Source organism: Bacillus sp. IS1 (assembly GCF_032461585.1).
Classification (GTDB): Bacteria; Bacillota; Bacilli; order Bacillales; family Bacillaceae; genus Bacillus; species Bacillus velezensis.
Window position 1 is genome coordinate 210450 of the sequence record NZ_JAWCWR010000002.1, and the last position, 16349, is coordinate 226798.

The following is a 16349-nucleotide window of genomic DNA, read 5'->3' on the forward strand; positions in this document are numbered from 1 at the left end:
TTCAAATAGATGCTAAAGGACCTTTTCTAGATCTTCATCTCTACAGTAACTGTTTAACAGATAAATACAAATCGATAATAATTGATGACTTCGCCCTGAAGACTGAAGCAGGTGAGAAAGTAACATATGGTGAAAGCGATTTTCAACAATTAGGAAATGCAGTGGAAATTGAATTTGAAGAGACTCGTTATTTTGTGAAGGTTCAGCAACGAAATGAATTCCAAAATCATACGAAGAGAGGGCTTGGAAAACTTATTTCAGGAATTTGTTTGAGGATGCTTCTTTTAGAGAGGCGCTTTGGATAAAACCAAAAAACCATTAAATATACTGGATCTAAAAAGCGAAGCAGATGAAGTATTCGAGACAGAGGATTGGGAATATCCCGATTATCTGACAGATCCAAGTCAACTAATTTCTTTTCAATCATTTGCGCAATATCTTGAAAAAGGCGCAGGTTCAGTTGATTTAGGTGATAATAACTGGAGGGAGTGGGAGGATTACGATATTGAGTAGTTGATGAAGGCAACCTTTTTAACCTCTGCGCGTACAGAATTTAAACACGACATTTCAGGATATGAGCGGTATGAAATAGAAAAGAAAGAAGGCCGTTCTATTGGGATATTGGGAAGAAGAATATAAAAACAAGAAAGTTTTACTTAGTGATGAAGGCTTAGATATATGTTTTGATGCTGTAGAAAAATTTTGTGAATTATATAAGAGAGAGCTGGATAGAGAACCGATATTAGAAGAATTCTTAGCAACTTTAGTTACAGTAATGAATACAAATGGAGATTCTTCGTTCACAGAGTTAGTTGATAAGCGAATAGTAGAAATAAAGCCAACGACCAGGAAAGTGAAACCAATAGCTAAAGTAATACCGGGAGCTGTTATTCAAATACCTTTGGATAAGATAGGGAAGTATACTTATGCTTGGGTCATTGAAGGTGATCTATCAAAAAATAAAGACGATGACATTCTTATTCAGTATTATAATATTTTCACTGAAAATACACTTAGCAGAGAAGAAATCATTCGTCTAATGAAAGAAGAAAATAAGAAAATATTTGCGGCTAATACTGGGCACACAGGTTTTCTGCAAGGAGATTGGAAAGTAATATCCAAGATGCCTCAAGAGATAATAGAGAAAAACAGTCATTCTCAATAAAATTTGTTTTATATGAAGAAGGTAAATATCTCATAAGTGAAGGCGATTCATTTGCATCAGAAGATGAATTAGCAGAGGCAGATGAGAAAACGGGCAAGGACATCCCTAACCCATTAGGTATATTTGGACATTCGGCTGTAGAATCTATTCTCTATAAATATTTTGAAGGAATGTCAATGGAAGAAATCATAAAGAATGAATTGTAAAAGACTGATTCCTTACATTCTTGAAATTAATGTTAGAGGATACTTACTGTACAGAAACTGACAGTAGTAAGTGTTTTGAGTGCTGAACGAGGCATAACATGAAAAAAATCAACCTGAATTCTATTACACAGAAAGAGATACTACAAATAGAAAAACAATTTGAACGAATCGCATTAAACAAAATAAGAAACAATCAAGAAAAGTTTAGAAAAATGGGATTGGAAATTGAAGCTGCTTTTGGAAGAGTCGGAGACGAAAAAGTAATAGGAAACGAAGTACAGCCCTCAGATTGTTTTGAGAATACCTATAATTCATTGGTGTTTTTTTCTGCAGCTTATGTGGATGGCGCAGGCTTTCACGATAATGAAGTCGGCTATTGTGTAGACCACCTAGATATATGGATTTGTGAAAGAAGGTTGTTTTCGGGGAAAGTGGGATATTTATCAGATCTAGAAAGTGATGAAGAAATCGCAAAAGAAATTCAAAACAGGATAGATGAATTGTACTTAGAAGCGGCAGAAATGATTGAAATGTTAAATGAATCCTAGTCTATTAATGTGAAGAGAGGTTCCCGGCCTCTCTTTTCACCCAAAACGAGGAGGCAGCATGGCTAAAATTAGAGATGATTGTCTGGAACTTGACATAACACCGAGAAGGTATCAAGAGGCGGAGGATGATCCTTTTATCTCAACAATGTTTGAACTGTTAGAACATAATAAAGTAATCGCCCGCGATTACTCCGCCGCTTTATTAGAAAGTGAATATAAAATGCTGATATCAGGGATTGAAGCATTATTAGCAGGGAATCAAGATAGGATACGTTTAGAAACAATTGAACCATTTTTTATTTTGAGTATTGATAAAGAAAACGAATATTACAGATTTATCATTAGATTTGTGGAAAATCACTTAAATACGACTTTCTATAAAGTGAACTGTAATGAAGAGAAGCTAGAACTTTTCGTGAAGACTTTAAAATCAGATCTCAAAGACTCCAAAACGTCATTGGGGAGATAAACGATGTACAAAACAATTAATGAATGGGTAGATTACATAGATGGGGGGTGCGCTGTCCTTCATTTTGATTTTCAAGTGTTTAAAAAAGAACTTTCACTTAAGATTCAGGTCGTTGAAAATAAAGCCGAATATACGCATAACATTCTTTTTCAAAATGTAGCATCTGTTTATTTTAGTGCAGATATTGGTGATATGAGATTAGAAAAAATAGATCCTGAAGAATACAATTGGCAAGTATTTGAGATGAGTTACCACCCGGAAGGAATCGGAAATCTATCAAATGCTGTAATTCCGGAGTATCAATCAAATGCTAATTTTCTCATTGACATGAACAGAATGCTGATTGCTATAGAAGCTGAAACAGTTCGCTTTGACGACCAATCATTTTATGCGTATCATTCAAAATCATAAATAAACAAATAAGAGAGGTTCCCAGCCTCTCTTTTCTTAAAGGACAGAAACCAAACCGTGGATCTGCAGCAAATACATTTATACGTTGGAAACCGTTTATTCCACACAGAATATGGCTGTGAGCTTGCGTATAAACCGCCGAAAATAAGAGGTACAAGATGCATCCCTTTTTTATAAAGAACACAAAGGAATCGGCAGTCTTTCAATCTCAGATATATTCCTTATTTCATGAAGACAAAACGTTGCCCGAACAAGTATTTAAACAACAAAAACATTATTATCTATTCGAGGAATTCCACTGGGTCTTGTCTGAAGAAGGCTGGGAGATGCTCAAAAGTTTGGCGCATCATCATCACGATGATTTTATCTTAATGGCTGTTCTGGAACACCCGGATGATATAAATCGGTTTTACGGGGAATTCGGATATTTTAACTGGTTAAAAATCCCCTTGAATATAACCAAAGATGAATATCTATCCATTTTAACGGATTATCCAAAATACAGTGAAGACAACTGTATCATGGAAATTGCATCCCGCGTCGTATGGGCTTCACCGTCTTTAAAGTGGGCGATTTACGGAGAGAGAGATTTTGAAATCTGTATTCTAGGTATTGATCAGGAGGTTGCGGGAAAAACGTTAGAATCATGGAGGCCCTTAGAGGATCATGTTTTAGACTGGATATCAGTTGTATTCACGGATCAGATCGTTCCGGATGAATTTCAAAAAAAGCTCGCCGCGCATTATAAATACAAGGGGCAATGACATGAAAATAAAAATGAACAAGATACACGATGAATCAGTAAAAGGATGTTTTTGTCACTTTGACAACTGCGGACGTCAGTATCTTGGTCAGCATCAGAATGGCAGTCTTTCGTTTACGATCACGGAGGAATCCGGCGATACCCGAGAGGTTCATATCGATGAACAAATTCCGTGTGAGGATATTATGCTGTTTCAACAGAGTTCGGCTGCCAGGTATGTGTTGATTTTCTTTGAATCGCATGAGTATAAAGTGAAAGTATTTTCAGCAGAAGGAACAGAACAAAGTGCATTTTCTCTGCCTTCAGGGGTTTCATGCAGTCTTTTGGACGAAAAACAAAACCTGTGGATCGGTTTAAGTGATGAAGGTATTTATAGTGATGAAAATCATGAAGGGCACAGTGTGCTGTGCTTCACTTTAGACGGGCAGCTAAAGAAAATTCACATTGATCAGCAGCTTTCAGAAATATATGCACCCGCGGCAGATGACTGCTATGCACTTGCAGAAAAAGACGGACTGATCTACATGCTGTATTACGCTTATACAGTCATTGCTGCGTTTGATGAAACCGACGTGAAACGAGTTTGGATTATTTCTGATAAAACATATTCCGGGGTTTACGACCAGCTAGCGATTTCAGATGACGGGTTTTGGATATGCAAAGATGATCATTCACTGTCTCTCATTCCGGCTGATGTCAGTCTGCCGATGCAAGAGATAACGTGCTGTGATGCGGATGGCGATGAGCTTTCCGGGCATCAGCTGAAGCTGACTAGCAATGCCATTTACGCGGTCTCGAATTCAGGGATTTATAAGCGGGATATCAGTAATGGGAAAGCGGCTAAATGAGATGTTAAGATCCAACAGATATTCTTTAAATAATGACGTCATCAGAAGCTTGAAATTACACAAAAAAGAATTAGAGGGTCCGCTGCCTTCAGATGCAGGAAGATTTGAAGAAGACTTTGAGGGTGCCGCCTGCGCTGGGGATTTTTATGAGTATTTTGCGCTTATCTGCGGCAGCTTAGATTTTGTTTTGGCGAATAAACAAATGCCTGCACGGCAGCAGCGTAAAGCCTTATATAAATCCTTTTTTGAGCTGTATCCGCAATATGCGCAGCTGAAAAACGCTTTAATGGATTATCCGGAGCTCAGCCGGGAAATCGGGCGGCATGAACGGGTGAGAGGGCTGTTGGTCAGCATTTTAAACAAGAAAGGCAGGCTTCTGACGTGAAAGAACCAACAATAGCAGAATGTCTGAAGAAGGCTGGTCTGATCCTGAACGGTCAAGCGGCGAGGGAAGAAGTGTCGGATTGGGCGTGCGAGTACGTGGCTGCAGATGATCCGGCGGTTGAGGACGAAACCGTTTGGGAGATGCTCGTATATTTGAGCGGGTTTGATCTGAAAGATTCGCCTGATGCGTATCTGCATACGTTAGAAGAATGAAGAGATTGGGTGCAGGAATATAAAGAAGTTCATGGGGCTTTGTAAGAAAAATTCATTTGAGTCAGACATGTCAATTCAGGTGAAAAAAAGGAGGCGCAAAATGGAGTGGCACAAACATGAGAAAGCAGTTCTACTGAGGCTGGATGATCTTGAAAGCATCACCGACATCCATCTGGATATCAGCCCGATCGACGGCGGCTGGGAATCGATCCGCTACTATGTCGATGGCGGGGAAGGAAGCATGAGCTTTTATTGCGCCAAATGGGTCGTGCTTGACATGAAGAAAAAGCAGTCCCCCGAATGGCCCGGCAAAACGTCAGGGTAAAGCGGCGGCATTTCGCGTATAATGAGGGGAGCCGGACAGAGAAGGAGTTTAGTCATGAATGAGTTTAATGAATATGCGATCAGCCCCGAGATCCGACGGGCGCTGAATGGCTTGCAATACACCGAGCCGACTGAAGTGCAGCGGCGCGTCATCCCCGCCGCGCTGCAAAAAAAAGACCTCGTCGTCAAATCGCAGACGGGCAGCGGCAAAACCGCGGCCTTCGGCATTCCGATCTGTGAGCTTGCGGAATGGGAGGAAAACAAACCGCAGGCGCTGATTTTAACGCCGACCCGCGAGCTTGCGGCGCAGATTAAAGAAGATATCACGAATATCGGCCGTTTCAAACGGATAAAAGCCACGGCGGTTTTCGGAAAAGCTTCTTTTGACAAACAGAAAACCGAACTGAAGCAAAAAAGCCATGTTGTTGCCGGAACGCCGGGGCGTGTGCTTGATCATATAGAAAAAGGGACGCTGCCGCTTGAACGGCTGGCGTATGTGGTGATTGACGAAGCGGATGAAATGCTGAATATGGGATTTATTGAACAGGTGGAAGCCATCATTCAGCATCTGCCGAAAAACAGAGTCACCATGCTGTTTTCAGCGACGCTGCCGGATGACGTCGAGAAGCTGAGCCGCACATATATGAAAGACCCTGAATTGATTGAAGTAAAAGCGGAAGGCCTGACGACAAAAGACATTGAGCATTTTGTCACCAGAACAGAAGAAGAGGACAAAACATCTTTGCTGCGTGATGTCCTGATCACCGAAAACCCGGACAGCTGCATCATATTCTGCCGGACAAAAGAAAGAGTCATCCAGTTAACCGATGAGCTGGACAGGCTGGGCTACCCTTGCGATAAAATTCACGGCGGCATGGTGCAGGAAGACCGCTTTGACGTCATGAATGAATTCAAGCGCGGCGAGTTCCGCTATCTCATTGCGACCGACGTTGCCGCCAGAGGAATTGATATTGAAAACATCAGCCTCGTCATCAATTATGATATTCCGCTTGAAAAAGAAAGCTATGTGCACCGCACCGGCAGAACGGGCCGCGCCGGACACCGCGGACGGGCCGTCACGTTTGTGACACCGTCTGAATCGCGGTTTCTGAATGACATTGAGACATATATCGGTTTCCGCATCCAGAAGCGGGAGGCGCCGTCTGAGAAAGAAACAGCGGAACGGAAAGCGGCTTTTGCGGAAAAACTGAACGCCCGCCCCGATGTCAAAACAGACAAAAGCGAACAGTTAAACAAAGACATCATGAAGCTGTACTTTAACGGCGGGAAAAAGAAAAAACTCAGAGCGGTCGATTTTGTCGGAACGATTGCGAAAATCGACGGCGTTTCAGCCGATGATATCGGGATTATCACGATTCTGGACAACGCATCGTACGTCGAAATTCTGAACGGCAAAGGCCCGCACGTTCTTGACATCATGAAAAATACGACGGTCAAAGGCAAAAAACTGAAAGTCCATAAAGCCAAGAAATAAAAAAAAAGCCTGCCGCGCGCAGGCTTTTTTTACGCCGTCTCCTCGGGGACGAACGCAAGGATGGCAATGCCGATCACAAATAATAAAATCAGGCTGAACACGGCGGCTGACGAATTTCCGGTCAGCTGGGCGGTCACGGCAATCAAAAGCGGGCCGATAATCGAAGCGAACTTGCCGAAGATATTATAAAAGCCGAAAAACTCATTGGCGTTCTGTTTGGGGACAAGCTTGGCAAAGTAAGAGCGGCTCAGCGCCTGAATACCTCCTTGGGAAGTGGCGACAAGCATAGCCAAAACCCAGAAATCAAAAGCGGAATCCATAAAATAAGCATACGTGCAGACAATCATATACACGCCGATTCCGGCATAAAGCATCGTTTTTCCTTTAAACCGTTCGGCCAGCCGTCCGTACAAAATCGAAAAAGGCGCGGCGACGACCTGTGTGACAAATAAAACAATCAGCAGATTTGCCGCGCTGATGCCGAGGTCAGCCCCGTATGACGTGGACATTGTAATGATGGTGCCGACCCCGTCGATGTAGAAGAAATAGGCGAGCAGAAACAAAAACAGCGCCCGGTGCTTCCTAATCTGCTTCAGCGTTCCGGCCAGCCGTATAAAACTGCTGAGTACAAGCCGCGGCTCCCTCTCGATATAATAGCGCTGGCGGACGCGGAGAAGGAGCGGGATCGAAAACAGCCCCCACCATGCCGCCGTAATCAAAAAGGCAATGCGCCCGGCAGTCTGGGCGGACAGCGGAATCACCTCCGCTTGTGCTGAAAGAATGACGGCAATGCTGAGGAGAAAAGGGATCGTGCTGCCGATATAGCCCAGCCCAAATCCCCTGGAGGACACCATATTCATCCGCTCCTTTGCGGCCACATCAACGAGAAACGCATCATAAAACACATTAGACCCGGCAAAGCCGATCGTGGAAATCGTATAACAAATTAATAACAGCATCCAAGATTCGCCGGGAATCAAAGCCAGCGCGGCTGTGCCCGCCACACCGATCAGAAGAAAGAAGGCAAAAAACCGTTTCTTGCATCCTTTGTAGTCGGCAATCGTTCCTAAGACGGGGCCGAGCATCGCCAAAATAAAAGTCGCGGCGGCAATCGTATAGCCCAAATAAGCGGTAGAATCAGCCGCGCTGACACCGTTTTCCGCTGCCGCGGCTTTAAAAAACAAGGGGAACACCGCCGTCATAATAATGACCGAATAAGCTGAATTGGCCCAATCATACAGCATCCAGCTGCTTTCTTCTTTCGAAAACCGTTTCATCACACACGCTCCTTCCCAAAAACCGGTTCTCTGCATTATATGCGCCTCATCCGCATCGTTGGACAAAGATTTCTGAACGGCGTTTTCTGATTGACATGGAGATATTGACCTAGTTCAAAAAGAATGTACAATCAAGGTGTAGCAGGTAAATGGTCAGGCGGGAGGGAGACAGAATTGAAGATTGCGAAAGTCATTAATAATAATGTCGTCAGTGTGCTCAAAGAAGGCAATCAGGAATTGGTCATCATGGGCCGGGGCATTGCTTTTCAAAAGAAAACGGGAGACCCGGTAGATGAAGCCCGCATTGAGAAAGTGTTTACGCTCGATAACAAAGATGTATCCGAAAAGTTCAAAACCCTTTTGTATGATATCCCGATCGAATGTATGGAAGTATCCGAAGAGATTATCAGCTATGCGAAATTACAGCTCGGAAAAAAGCTCAATGACAGCATCTATGTGTCGCTGACCGACCATATTAACTTTGCCATCCGGCGCAACCGAAAAGGGCTTGATATCAAAAACGCCTTACTGTGGGAAACAAAACGGCTGTACAAAGACGAATTTGCAATCGGCAAACAAGCGTTGGCCATGGTAAAAAACAAGACTGGCGTGTCTCTGCCGGAGGATGAAGCAGGCTTTATTGCGCTGCATATTGTCAATGCCGAGCTGAATGAAGAGATGCCCAATATCATCAACATTACAAAAGTCATGCAAGAGATTTTGAGTATCGTAAAATACCATTTTAAGATTGACTTCAACGAGGAATCACTTCACTATTATCGATTTGTCACCCACTTAAAGTTTTTCGCGCAGCGTCTTTTTAACGGCACACATATGGAAAGCCAGGACGATTTTTTGCTGAAGACAGTGAAAGAAAAGTACCATCGGGCGTATGAATGCACGAAGAAAATCCAAACATGCATTGAGCGGGCGTATGAACACAAGCTCACCAGTGACGAGCTGCTGTATTTAACGATTCACATAGAAAGGGTAGTCAAATAAGCATAATGAAAGCGTTGGCATTTTTTCTTCATTCACATATGATCTTGTTAGGATTGTTACTGATAAGCAGGCAAAACCTAAATTACAATGAGCGCTGATCATTTCTGTTTGTGCTGATGGTAATTTAGGTTTTTTAAGATTCATTATTATCATTATTCTGACCGATGTCCCCTTTTAACAGAATCATGTATGATCGATAAAGAAACCGCTTTCAAAGAAAGGAGAATGCCGACATGTTTTATCGTATGAAACGAGTGTTGCTGCTTCTTGTCACTGGATTGTTTATGAGTTTGTTTGCAGTCACTTCTACTGCCTCGGCTCAAACAGGTGGATCGTTTTTTGACCCTTTTAACGGCTATAACTCCGGTTTTTGGCAAAAAGCAGATGGTTATTCGAATGGAAATATGTTCAACTGCACGTGGCGGGCTAATAACGTATCAATGACGTCATTGGGTGAAATGCGTTTAGCGCTAACAAGCCCAGCTTATAACAAGTTTGACTGCGGGGAAAACCGTTCTGTTCAAACATATGGCTATGGACTTTATGAAGTCAGAATGAAACCAGCTAAAAACACAGGGATCGTTTCATCGTTCTTCACTTACACAGGTCCAACAGATGGAACTCCTTGGGATGAGATTGATATCGAATTTTTAGGAAAAGACACAACGAAGGTTCAATTTAACTATTATACAAATGGTGCAGGAAACCATGAGAAGATTGTTGATCTCGGGTTTGATGCAGCCAATGCCTATCATACGTATGCATTCGATTGGCAGGCAAACTCTATTAAATGGTATGTCGACGGGCAATTAAAACATACTGCAACAAACCAAATTCCGACAACACCGGGAAAGATCATGATGAACTTGTGGAATGGGATAGGTGTCGATGACTGGCTCGGTTCCTACAATGGTGTAAATCCGCTATACGCTCATTATGACTGGGTGCGCTATACAAAAAAATAATGTACAGAAAAGGATTTCCGCAAACGGAAATCCTTTTTTAATTAAAACGAAATAATCCCAATCAAAAGCGCCGCAATCGTCATCACAATCGTTGTTCCCACGGCCCATTTAATAGTGAATTTTTGATGGTCGCCAAAGCTGACGCCCGCCATTCCGACCAATAGATAGGTGGATGGCACAAGCGGGCTGAGCAGATGCACCGGCTGGCCCAGCAAGGAGGCTCTTCCGATTTCAGCGGCGTCTATTCCGTAAGCGGAAGCGGCTTCGGCGATGATGGGAAGGACACCGAAGTAAAAGGCGTCATTCGACATGAAAAAGGTGAAAGGCATGCTGGCAATCGCAGTGATCAACGGCAGATGCGGGCCCATGGCATCAGGGATGAGGGATACGAGAGAATGCGCCATCGCATCGACCATTTTTGTGCCGGAGAGAATGCCTGTGAATATGCCTGCCGCAAACACCATTGAGACAACGTTTAACGCATTACCCGCATGCGCTGAGATCCGTTTCTGCTGCTCTTTGACATTTGGATAGTTGACCATCAAGGCGATGGCGAACGCGATCATAAAAAGAACAGGGATTGGCAGCAGGCTGGTGATCAGCGCGGCCATCAGGGCGACAGTCAGCAGCAGGTTGAACCATTGGAGAGCCGGACGCTTGAGCGGCGCTGCCTCCGGATCAGAAGACGGCGCATGTTCAATCGAAATGATGCCGAGCCGCTTCCGTTCTTTTTTTCCGAGGAGATAAGCAACGGCGATCACCCAGAGAACGCCGGCGATCATAGCGGGAATCAGCGGCGTAAAGACTTCCGACGTGTCCAATTTCAAGGAAGCTAAAACCCTCGCCGTCGGCCCGCCCCACGGAATAATATTCATGACTCCTGAACCGAGCATCGCAATCCCCGCCAGCACCAAACGGTTCATGCCGAGCCGTTTGTAAAGGGGCAGCATTGCCGCAATCGTAATCATATACGTTGTTGTCCCATCTCCGTCCAGCGAAATGGTCATCGTCAGAACCGCTGTGCCGATGGCGATTTTTAACGGGTCCCCTTTGACAAGCGATAGGATTTTGGCAATGAGGGGATCAAACAAACCTGAGTCAATCATAATGCCGAAATACAGGATGGCGAATAACAGCATGATCCCGGTAGGAGCGAGGTCTGTAACGCCTTGAATCATCATCTCGCCGAGATCTTTGCCAAATCCGCTGATCAGGGCAAACACAACAGGAACGACAATCAAAGCAATAAGAGCGGAAAGCCGGTTAGACATAATAAGGTACATAAAGACAATCATCATCACAAAACCGAGTATGGCAAGCACGATATGACCTCCCCTGTTCAACAGCTGTATTAGTAAGCGCTTTCACGATTTATTTCTGTGAAAATGGCTTATTTCAAAATGTGTATGACCGCATATGTAAATACAGACCTAAAATCCTAATGAGCGGATCAGCAGTTTATATGAAGAACGCCGCGGGTAAATGTGCTGTAGAATGTTTCGTTTTAAAAGGGGGAACTGACATGAGTGATGATCAAAACAAACGAGTAAATGAACACTCAAAGGACGAACAGCTGGAGCAGTACCGGTCTGATAACAGCGGCAAAAAAATGACGACCAATCAGGGGCTTCGCGTGTCTGAGGATGAGCATTCTTTAAAAGCGGGCGTCCGCGGCCCGACGCTGATGGAGGATTTTCATTTTCGTGAAAAAATGACGCACTTTGACCACGAGCGGATTCCGGAACGGGTCGTTCATGCGCGCGGGTACGGCGTTCATGGGCATTTTCAGGTGTACGAACCGATGACGGAATATACACGGGCGAAATTTTTGCAGGACCCGTCCGTCAAAACGCCTGTTTTCGTCCGTTTCTCAACAGTGGCGGGCTCCAAGGGGTCAGCCGACACCGTCCGTGACGCCAGGGGATTTGCGACGAAGTTTTATACTGAAGAAGGGAACTATGACCTCGTCGGAAACAATATTCCGGTGTTCTTCATTCAGGACGCGATCAAATTCCCGGATCTCGTTCACGCCATAAAACCGGAACCGCACAATGAAATGCCGCAGGCTGCGACGGCTCATGATACGTTCTGGGATTTTGTCGCAAACAATCCTGAATCCGCGCACATGGTCATGTGGACGATGTCTGACCGCGGCATCCCGCGAAGTTATCGGATGATGGAGGGCTTCGGCGTGCATACGTTCCGTTTCGTCAACGAGAAAGGAAAAGCGCGCTTTGTAAAATTCCACTGGAAACCCGTGCTCGGCGTTCATTCCCTCGTATGGGATGAAGCGCAGAAAATTGCCGGGAAAGATCCCGATTTCAACCGCCGCGACCTGTGGGAAACGATTGAAAACGGCGGCAAAGTCGAGTATGAGCTCGGTGTTCAGATGATTGACGAAGAAGACGAGTTCAAATTCGATTTCGATATCCTTGATCCGACGAAGCTGTGGCCGGAGGAGTTGGTTCCCGTCAAGCTGATCGGAAAAATGACCCTTGACCGCAATCAGGACAATGTCTTTGCGGAAACGGAACAGGTCGCCTTTCACCCGGGAAATGTCGTGCCGGGCATTGATTTCACCAATGATCCGCTTCTTCAAGGCCGGCTTTTCTCTTATACAGATACACAGCTCATCCGTCTTGGCGGGCCGAATTTTCACGAGATTCCGATCAACCGGCCGGTCTGCCCGTTCCATAACAACCAATACGACGGCTACCACCGGATGACGATTAATAAGGGTCCCGTCGCCTATCATAAAAATTCCCTGCAGAACAATGATCCGTCGCCGGCCTCAGAAGAAGAAGGCGGATACGTTCATTACCAGGAAAAAGTAGAAGGCAGAAAAATCCGCCAGCGCAGTGAGAGCTTCAATGACTATTTTTCTCAGGCCAAGATGTTCTGGAACAGCATGTCTCCCGCTGAGAAAGAACATATCATCTCCGCGTTCTGTTTTGAAGTCGGAAAAGTGAACAGCAAGGATGTGCAGCAGCAGGTGGTTGATGTCTTCAGTCACGTCGACGCCGGGCTTGCCGAGCGTGTTGCGAAAGGAATCGGCGTGAACCCGCCGCCGAAGGACCGTGAATCTGATGAAACGTTCACTTCCCCTGCCTTAAGCCAGGAAAACACGGTGAAGACGGCAGCGACAAGACAGGTTGCGGTTTTAACCGACCACGGGTTTTCTGATGAGAAAGTCAAACAAGTGCTTGATGCATGCAAACAGGCGGGAGTCAGAGCCGATATCATCAGCCCCGCGCTGGGAACCATCAAGGGAGAAAACGGCACGGAGCTCGAAGCGTCAGCCACTTTCCTGACAGCGGATTCCGTCCTGTACGACGCTGTTTTCATTCCGGGCGGAAAACAAAGCACAGACAGCCTCAAAGCCCAAAAATCGGCCAGAGACTTCGTCAGCGAAGCCTTCAGCCATTACAAAGCGATCGGCGCCTCCGGTGAAGGAAAAGAACTTCTCGCCCTCGCCGCCGGAACCGAAAACGGCCCCGGCCTTGTTCCGGACGGAAACCATGAACAATTTCTGAAGGCCGTGGCTGAGCATCGGCATTGGGACAGAAGCATATAAGAATGAAAAAGCGCCTTTTATGAGAGGGGCGCTTTTTTATTGTGAAAGTGAAATATCTGAACGAAGCATTAATATTGGGAGAAAACGAAAATGGCTTCCGTGCAAATCCGTCCCTTCCGCTGTCCGGGACATTCAGACAACAGTTTTTAGAGAGTCAGGGCATGCGCTATTTAAAGCAGTCGGGTTGATGAAATAATATGTTTCACCCTCTTTGGTTTACTTCCGCTCTGTGTTTGTGTATCTTAGGGGTAGATTTTCTGGAGGAGCGAATGATAGTGAAGCCGTTTACCGAAAAACAACTCGAAGAATATTACCGGCGTGACGAAAACATGATGATTTTGGTGTTTGCCCAATGGTGCGTCAATCATGACCTTGATCCGATGGCCATTTACAGCAAGGCTTATCCCGGACAGCCTTTAAACGAAGAGCTGCGAAAAACGGCTGAAGAACTTGTCGTGCCGAAGGAGGAATCAGAACCGATTCCTGATCAAACCGTTATCGGCGTTTTGGAGATGTTCGGCAACTCCGATTTGGCGGAAGCTGTTTATGAAGCCATTGCGCAAAGACCTTCACGGTAAAAGAGGCGTGGATTTTCCATGTCTCTTTTTTTCATGGAGAAAATGTGAAAGAAGGCCCAGAAACAATTTGCTGATCTGCGCTGTCTATAGAGTGTAATCCGTTTTCAAAAAGGGAACGGTAATGAAAAGGAGGAGTTGTGATGAAAAAGGCATTCAAAATGATGGCGGCTGTGCTCTTAACCGTGCTGACAGCCGCGCCGTTCGGAGGTTTCGCGCCTTCAGCCGAGGCCGCGCAAACCGCAAAGCCCGTTGTCAAAAGCCATACGTATAAGCATGTAAAGCAGCTGACATACCCCGAGGTCACAAATACGGGAAACGCATCTTTTGAAAAGAAAATCAATCAGGACTTCAAGCGCTATATTGAACAATCGTACAAAGAATATGTGAAAAACAAAAAAGACGGTGAGAAACAAGGCTACAAAGCGGAATACCAGGCAGATTTCAAGGTGAAGTATAATCAAGACGGCAAGCTCAGCATTCAGACGGAAGACTACAGTTACACAGGCGGCGCACACGGGCTGACATCCGTTCAGACCTTTAATTACGACTTGGCCGCAAAAAAACGGGTCACACTCGATAATGTGCTGAATACAAAAACGAAAGCTAACAAGACGAGAGACTATCTTTACGGTTACATCAAGAAACATGATGATCTGTTCGATCAGGACGTTAAAAAACAGGAGATCATCCTGAATAACGAAAGACCTTTCTTCTTTACGAAAAACGGCATTGCCGTTGTGTTCGGACAATATGATCTCGGACCGTACGCGGCAGGAATCCGGGACGTTTTCGTACCTGCATCCGTCTATCAATAAAAAAAAGCGATATCACTCCAAAACGGAGCGGTATCGCTTTTTTTCTATTACCAGACAAACAATCCGACAATCGCCGCGCTCAATAAGGAAACGGCAATTCCGCTGACAAGCAGCTTCCAGACGTTTTTTCCGATGATGGCTGATTTTTCACCATCAAGCAGAGATTGATAAGATCCGTAGATCATACCGATGGTGCTGAAGTTTGCGAATGATGTCAGGAATGTCGTAGCCACGGCAATCGTGTGCGGCGGAAGTGAATTCAGCTGCCCTTTCAGATCGGCCATTGCCACAAATTCATTCGTCGCGAGCTTGATGCCCATCAGCTGTGCGACATACATCGCGTCATGTCCGCCTAATCCGAGAAGGAAGGCAAACGGACTGAAGATGTATGAGAAAATCTTTTGAATGGTCAAACCGTGCATGAACAGTCCGAGTACGCCGTTTAACGCGGCCGTTAACGCCACATAGCCGATCACCATCGCTAAAATGACAATGACCATGTTCATGCCGACAAGCATACTGTTAGAAATCGTGGAGAAGAAGTCTTTTTTCTCCGCTTTTGAAGGAACGTAAATAATATCATCCTCTTTAGAAACGTCCACGGGATTCAGCATATTGGCGATTAAAAGGGCGTTTAAGCAATTCAGCGGGATGGCTGTAAACACATAAGTGGACGGAACCATCGTCAAGTACGATCCGATGATCGAGCCGCTGATGCTGCTCATGCTCATCAGCCCGAATGTCAAAAGCCGATTGTTGCTGACGGCGGCAAGCTGCTGGCGGATGACGGCTAAAGCTTCCGTATTTCCTAAAAACATCATCTGGATGGAGAAAAAGCTCTCCAGCTTCGGCAGACGGGATATTTTAGAAATCAGCCAGCCGATTTTATCAATGAGCCACGGCAGAATACCGAAATACGACAGCATATCAAAGAAGGTCACGACGAAGATAATCGGCAGCAATGCGCTGAAGAAAAAATCAACCGTCGGGTTCGCCATGACAGACGGAAAAGCGAACGCAATCCCTTGACTGGCGCAGGAAATCAGCCATGTAAAGAACGCGCCGATCTTCCCGATGACAAAGCCGCCGACTTTTGTCCCTAACATAAACCAAGTAATCAGAAACTCAAAGACGAGGAGCATGACAATCGGACGCCATTTAATCTTCTTCTTGTTGGGAGAGCATAAGAAAACAACAGCCATGACAACAATGAGACCGACAATGTTCAATAAAAAGTACATGTGAGCAACTCCTATAAGGGTATTATGGAAATAAAAAAAGCTCTTATTCGTCACAAATTCCTGAAAGCCAG

The 16349-nt window shown here is 45.0% G+C and carries 21 protein-coding genes; 18 read left to right on the top strand and 3 right to left on the bottom strand.

The genetic code is table 11. The annotated features are described in order from the left end of the window. Positions 1–297 precede the first annotated feature (297 nt). The 12 genes from RUW00_RS09100 (at position 298) to RUW00_RS09155 (ending at position 6826) form a co-directional block, all read left to right on the top strand. On the top strand, positions 298–513 hold the full coding sequence (locus RUW00_RS09100; RefSeq protein ID WP_048367823.1) for a hypothetical protein: 216 nt from the start codon (positions 298–300) through the stop codon (positions 511–513). 100 nt (positions 514–613) lie between these two features. Beyond that, positions 614–1165 carry an Imm26 family immunity protein gene (locus tag RUW00_RS09105; protein WP_228092439.1) on the top strand — a complete coding sequence of 184 codons (552 nt, stop codon included), beginning with the start codon at positions 614–616 and terminating at the stop codon, positions 1163–1165. After that, positions 1105–1371: a hypothetical protein gene (locus RUW00_RS09110; RefSeq protein WP_228092438.1), complete on the top strand. Its 267-nt coding sequence runs from the start codon at positions 1105–1107 to the stop codon at positions 1369–1371. Before RUW00_RS09105 ends, RUW00_RS09110 begins: the two co-directional genes overlap by 61 nt. A gap of 98 nt (positions 1372–1469) precedes the next feature. After that, positions 1470–1919 (top strand): hypothetical protein, encoded by a 450-nt coding sequence (locus RUW00_RS09115; RefSeq protein ID WP_095271171.1) that lies wholly within the window; start codon positions 1470–1472, stop codon positions 1917–1919. A 58-nt stretch (positions 1920–1977) separates the two neighbouring features. Continuing rightward, a complete protein-coding gene (locus tag RUW00_RS09120) occupies positions 1978–2388 on the top strand; it encodes a WapI family immunity protein (protein ID WP_280144748.1) in 411 nt (136 codons plus the stop codon). Positions 2389–2391: 3 nt separating this feature from the next. Then, on the top strand, positions 2392–2799 hold the full coding sequence (locus RUW00_RS09125; protein ID WP_015387499.1) for a YxiG family protein: 408 nt from the start codon (positions 2392–2394) through the stop codon (positions 2797–2799). A gap of 158 nt (positions 2800–2957) precedes the next feature. After that, positions 2958–3563, top strand: a complete 606-nt coding sequence (locus RUW00_RS09130; protein WP_280144747.1) for a hypothetical protein — start codon at positions 2958–2960, stop codon at positions 3561–3563. Between the two features lies 1 nt (position 3564). Further along, on the top strand, positions 3565–4410 hold the full coding sequence (locus tag RUW00_RS09135; RefSeq protein ID WP_280144746.1) for a DNA-binding protein: 846 nt from the start codon (positions 3565–3567) through the stop codon (positions 4408–4410). A gap of 1 nt (position 4411) precedes the next feature. Continuing rightward, a complete protein-coding gene (locus RUW00_RS09140) occupies positions 4412–4795 on the top strand; it encodes a YxiJ family protein (protein WP_315956591.1) in 384 nt (127 codons plus the stop codon). Continuing rightward, entirely contained in the window at positions 4792–5007 is a 216-nt protein-coding gene (locus RUW00_RS09145) for a DNA-binding protein (RefSeq protein ID WP_280144744.1), read from the top strand. Before RUW00_RS09140 ends, RUW00_RS09145 begins: the two co-directional genes overlap by 4 nt. Before the next feature lie 100 nt (positions 5008–5107). Further along, complete coding sequence (locus tag RUW00_RS09150; protein ID WP_280144743.1) at positions 5108–5332, top strand: hypothetical protein; 225 nt, start codon at positions 5108–5110, stop codon at positions 5330–5332. Positions 5333–5386: 54 nt separating this feature from the next. Continuing rightward, a complete protein-coding gene (locus RUW00_RS09155; protein WP_007407785.1) occupies positions 5387–6826 on the top strand; it encodes a DEAD/DEAH box helicase in 1440 nt (479 codons plus the stop codon). A gap of 29 nt (positions 6827–6855) precedes the next feature. Here RUW00_RS09155 and RUW00_RS09160 read toward each other — a convergent pair whose 3' ends face one another. Beyond that, a complete protein-coding gene (locus tag RUW00_RS09160; RefSeq protein WP_280145419.1) occupies positions 6856–8106 on the bottom strand; it encodes an MFS transporter in 1251 nt (416 codons plus the stop codon). A 171-nt stretch (positions 8107–8277) separates the two neighbouring features. On the opposite strand from RUW00_RS09160, the gene licT reads away from it, so the two are divergent. Together licT and bglS are read left to right on the top strand one after the other, a co-directional pair. Next, positions 8278–9105, top strand: a complete 828-nt coding sequence (licT, locus tag RUW00_RS09165) for a BglG family transcription antiterminator LicT (RefSeq protein ID WP_280144742.1) — start codon at positions 8278–8280, stop codon at positions 9103–9105. A gap of 233 nt (positions 9106–9338) precedes the next feature. Further along, the gene (bglS, locus tag RUW00_RS09170; RefSeq protein ID WP_315956593.1) at positions 9339–10070 is read left to right on the top strand and encodes a beta-glucanase; all 732 of its coding nucleotides are present in this window, start codon (positions 9339–9341) and stop codon (positions 10068–10070) included. Positions 10071–10111: 41 nt separating this feature from the next. Here bglS and citH read toward each other — a convergent pair whose 3' ends face one another. After that, entirely contained in the window at positions 10112–11392 is a 1281-nt protein-coding gene (citH, locus tag RUW00_RS09175; RefSeq protein WP_014419246.1) for a citrate transporter CitH, read from the bottom strand. Positions 11393–11592: 200 nt separating this feature from the next. On the opposite strand from citH, the gene RUW00_RS09180 reads away from it, so the two are divergent. The 4 genes from RUW00_RS09180 to RUW00_RS09195 all read left to right on the top strand — a co-directional run bounded on the left by RUW00_RS09180 (position 11593) and on the right by RUW00_RS09195 (position 15037). After that, positions 11593–13644, top strand: coding sequence for a catalase (locus RUW00_RS09180; RefSeq protein ID WP_315956595.1), 2052 nt, complete (start codon positions 11593–11595; stop codon positions 13642–13644). 41 nt (positions 13645–13685) lie between these two features. Further along, positions 13686–13832, top strand: a complete 147-nt coding sequence (locus tag RUW00_RS09185) for a hypothetical protein (RefSeq protein ID WP_017418589.1) — start codon at positions 13686–13688, stop codon at positions 13830–13832. A gap of 81 nt (positions 13833–13913) precedes the next feature. After that, positions 13914–14222: a hypothetical protein gene (locus RUW00_RS09190; RefSeq protein WP_015418528.1), complete on the top strand. Its 309-nt coding sequence runs from the start codon at positions 13914–13916 to the stop codon at positions 14220–14222. A 140-nt stretch (positions 14223–14362) separates the two neighbouring features. Continuing rightward, positions 14363–15037, top strand: coding sequence for a DUF3298 and DUF4163 domain-containing protein (locus tag RUW00_RS09195; RefSeq protein ID WP_021494710.1), 675 nt, complete (start codon positions 14363–14365; stop codon positions 15035–15037). Between the two features lie 47 nt (positions 15038–15084). On the opposite strand, the gene RUW00_RS09200 is transcribed toward RUW00_RS09195, so the two are convergent. Further along, complete coding sequence (locus tag RUW00_RS09200; protein ID WP_014419242.1) at positions 15085–16278, bottom strand: NupC/NupG family nucleoside CNT transporter; 1194 nt, start codon at positions 16276–16278, stop codon at positions 15085–15087. Positions 16279–16349 lie beyond the last annotated feature (71 nt).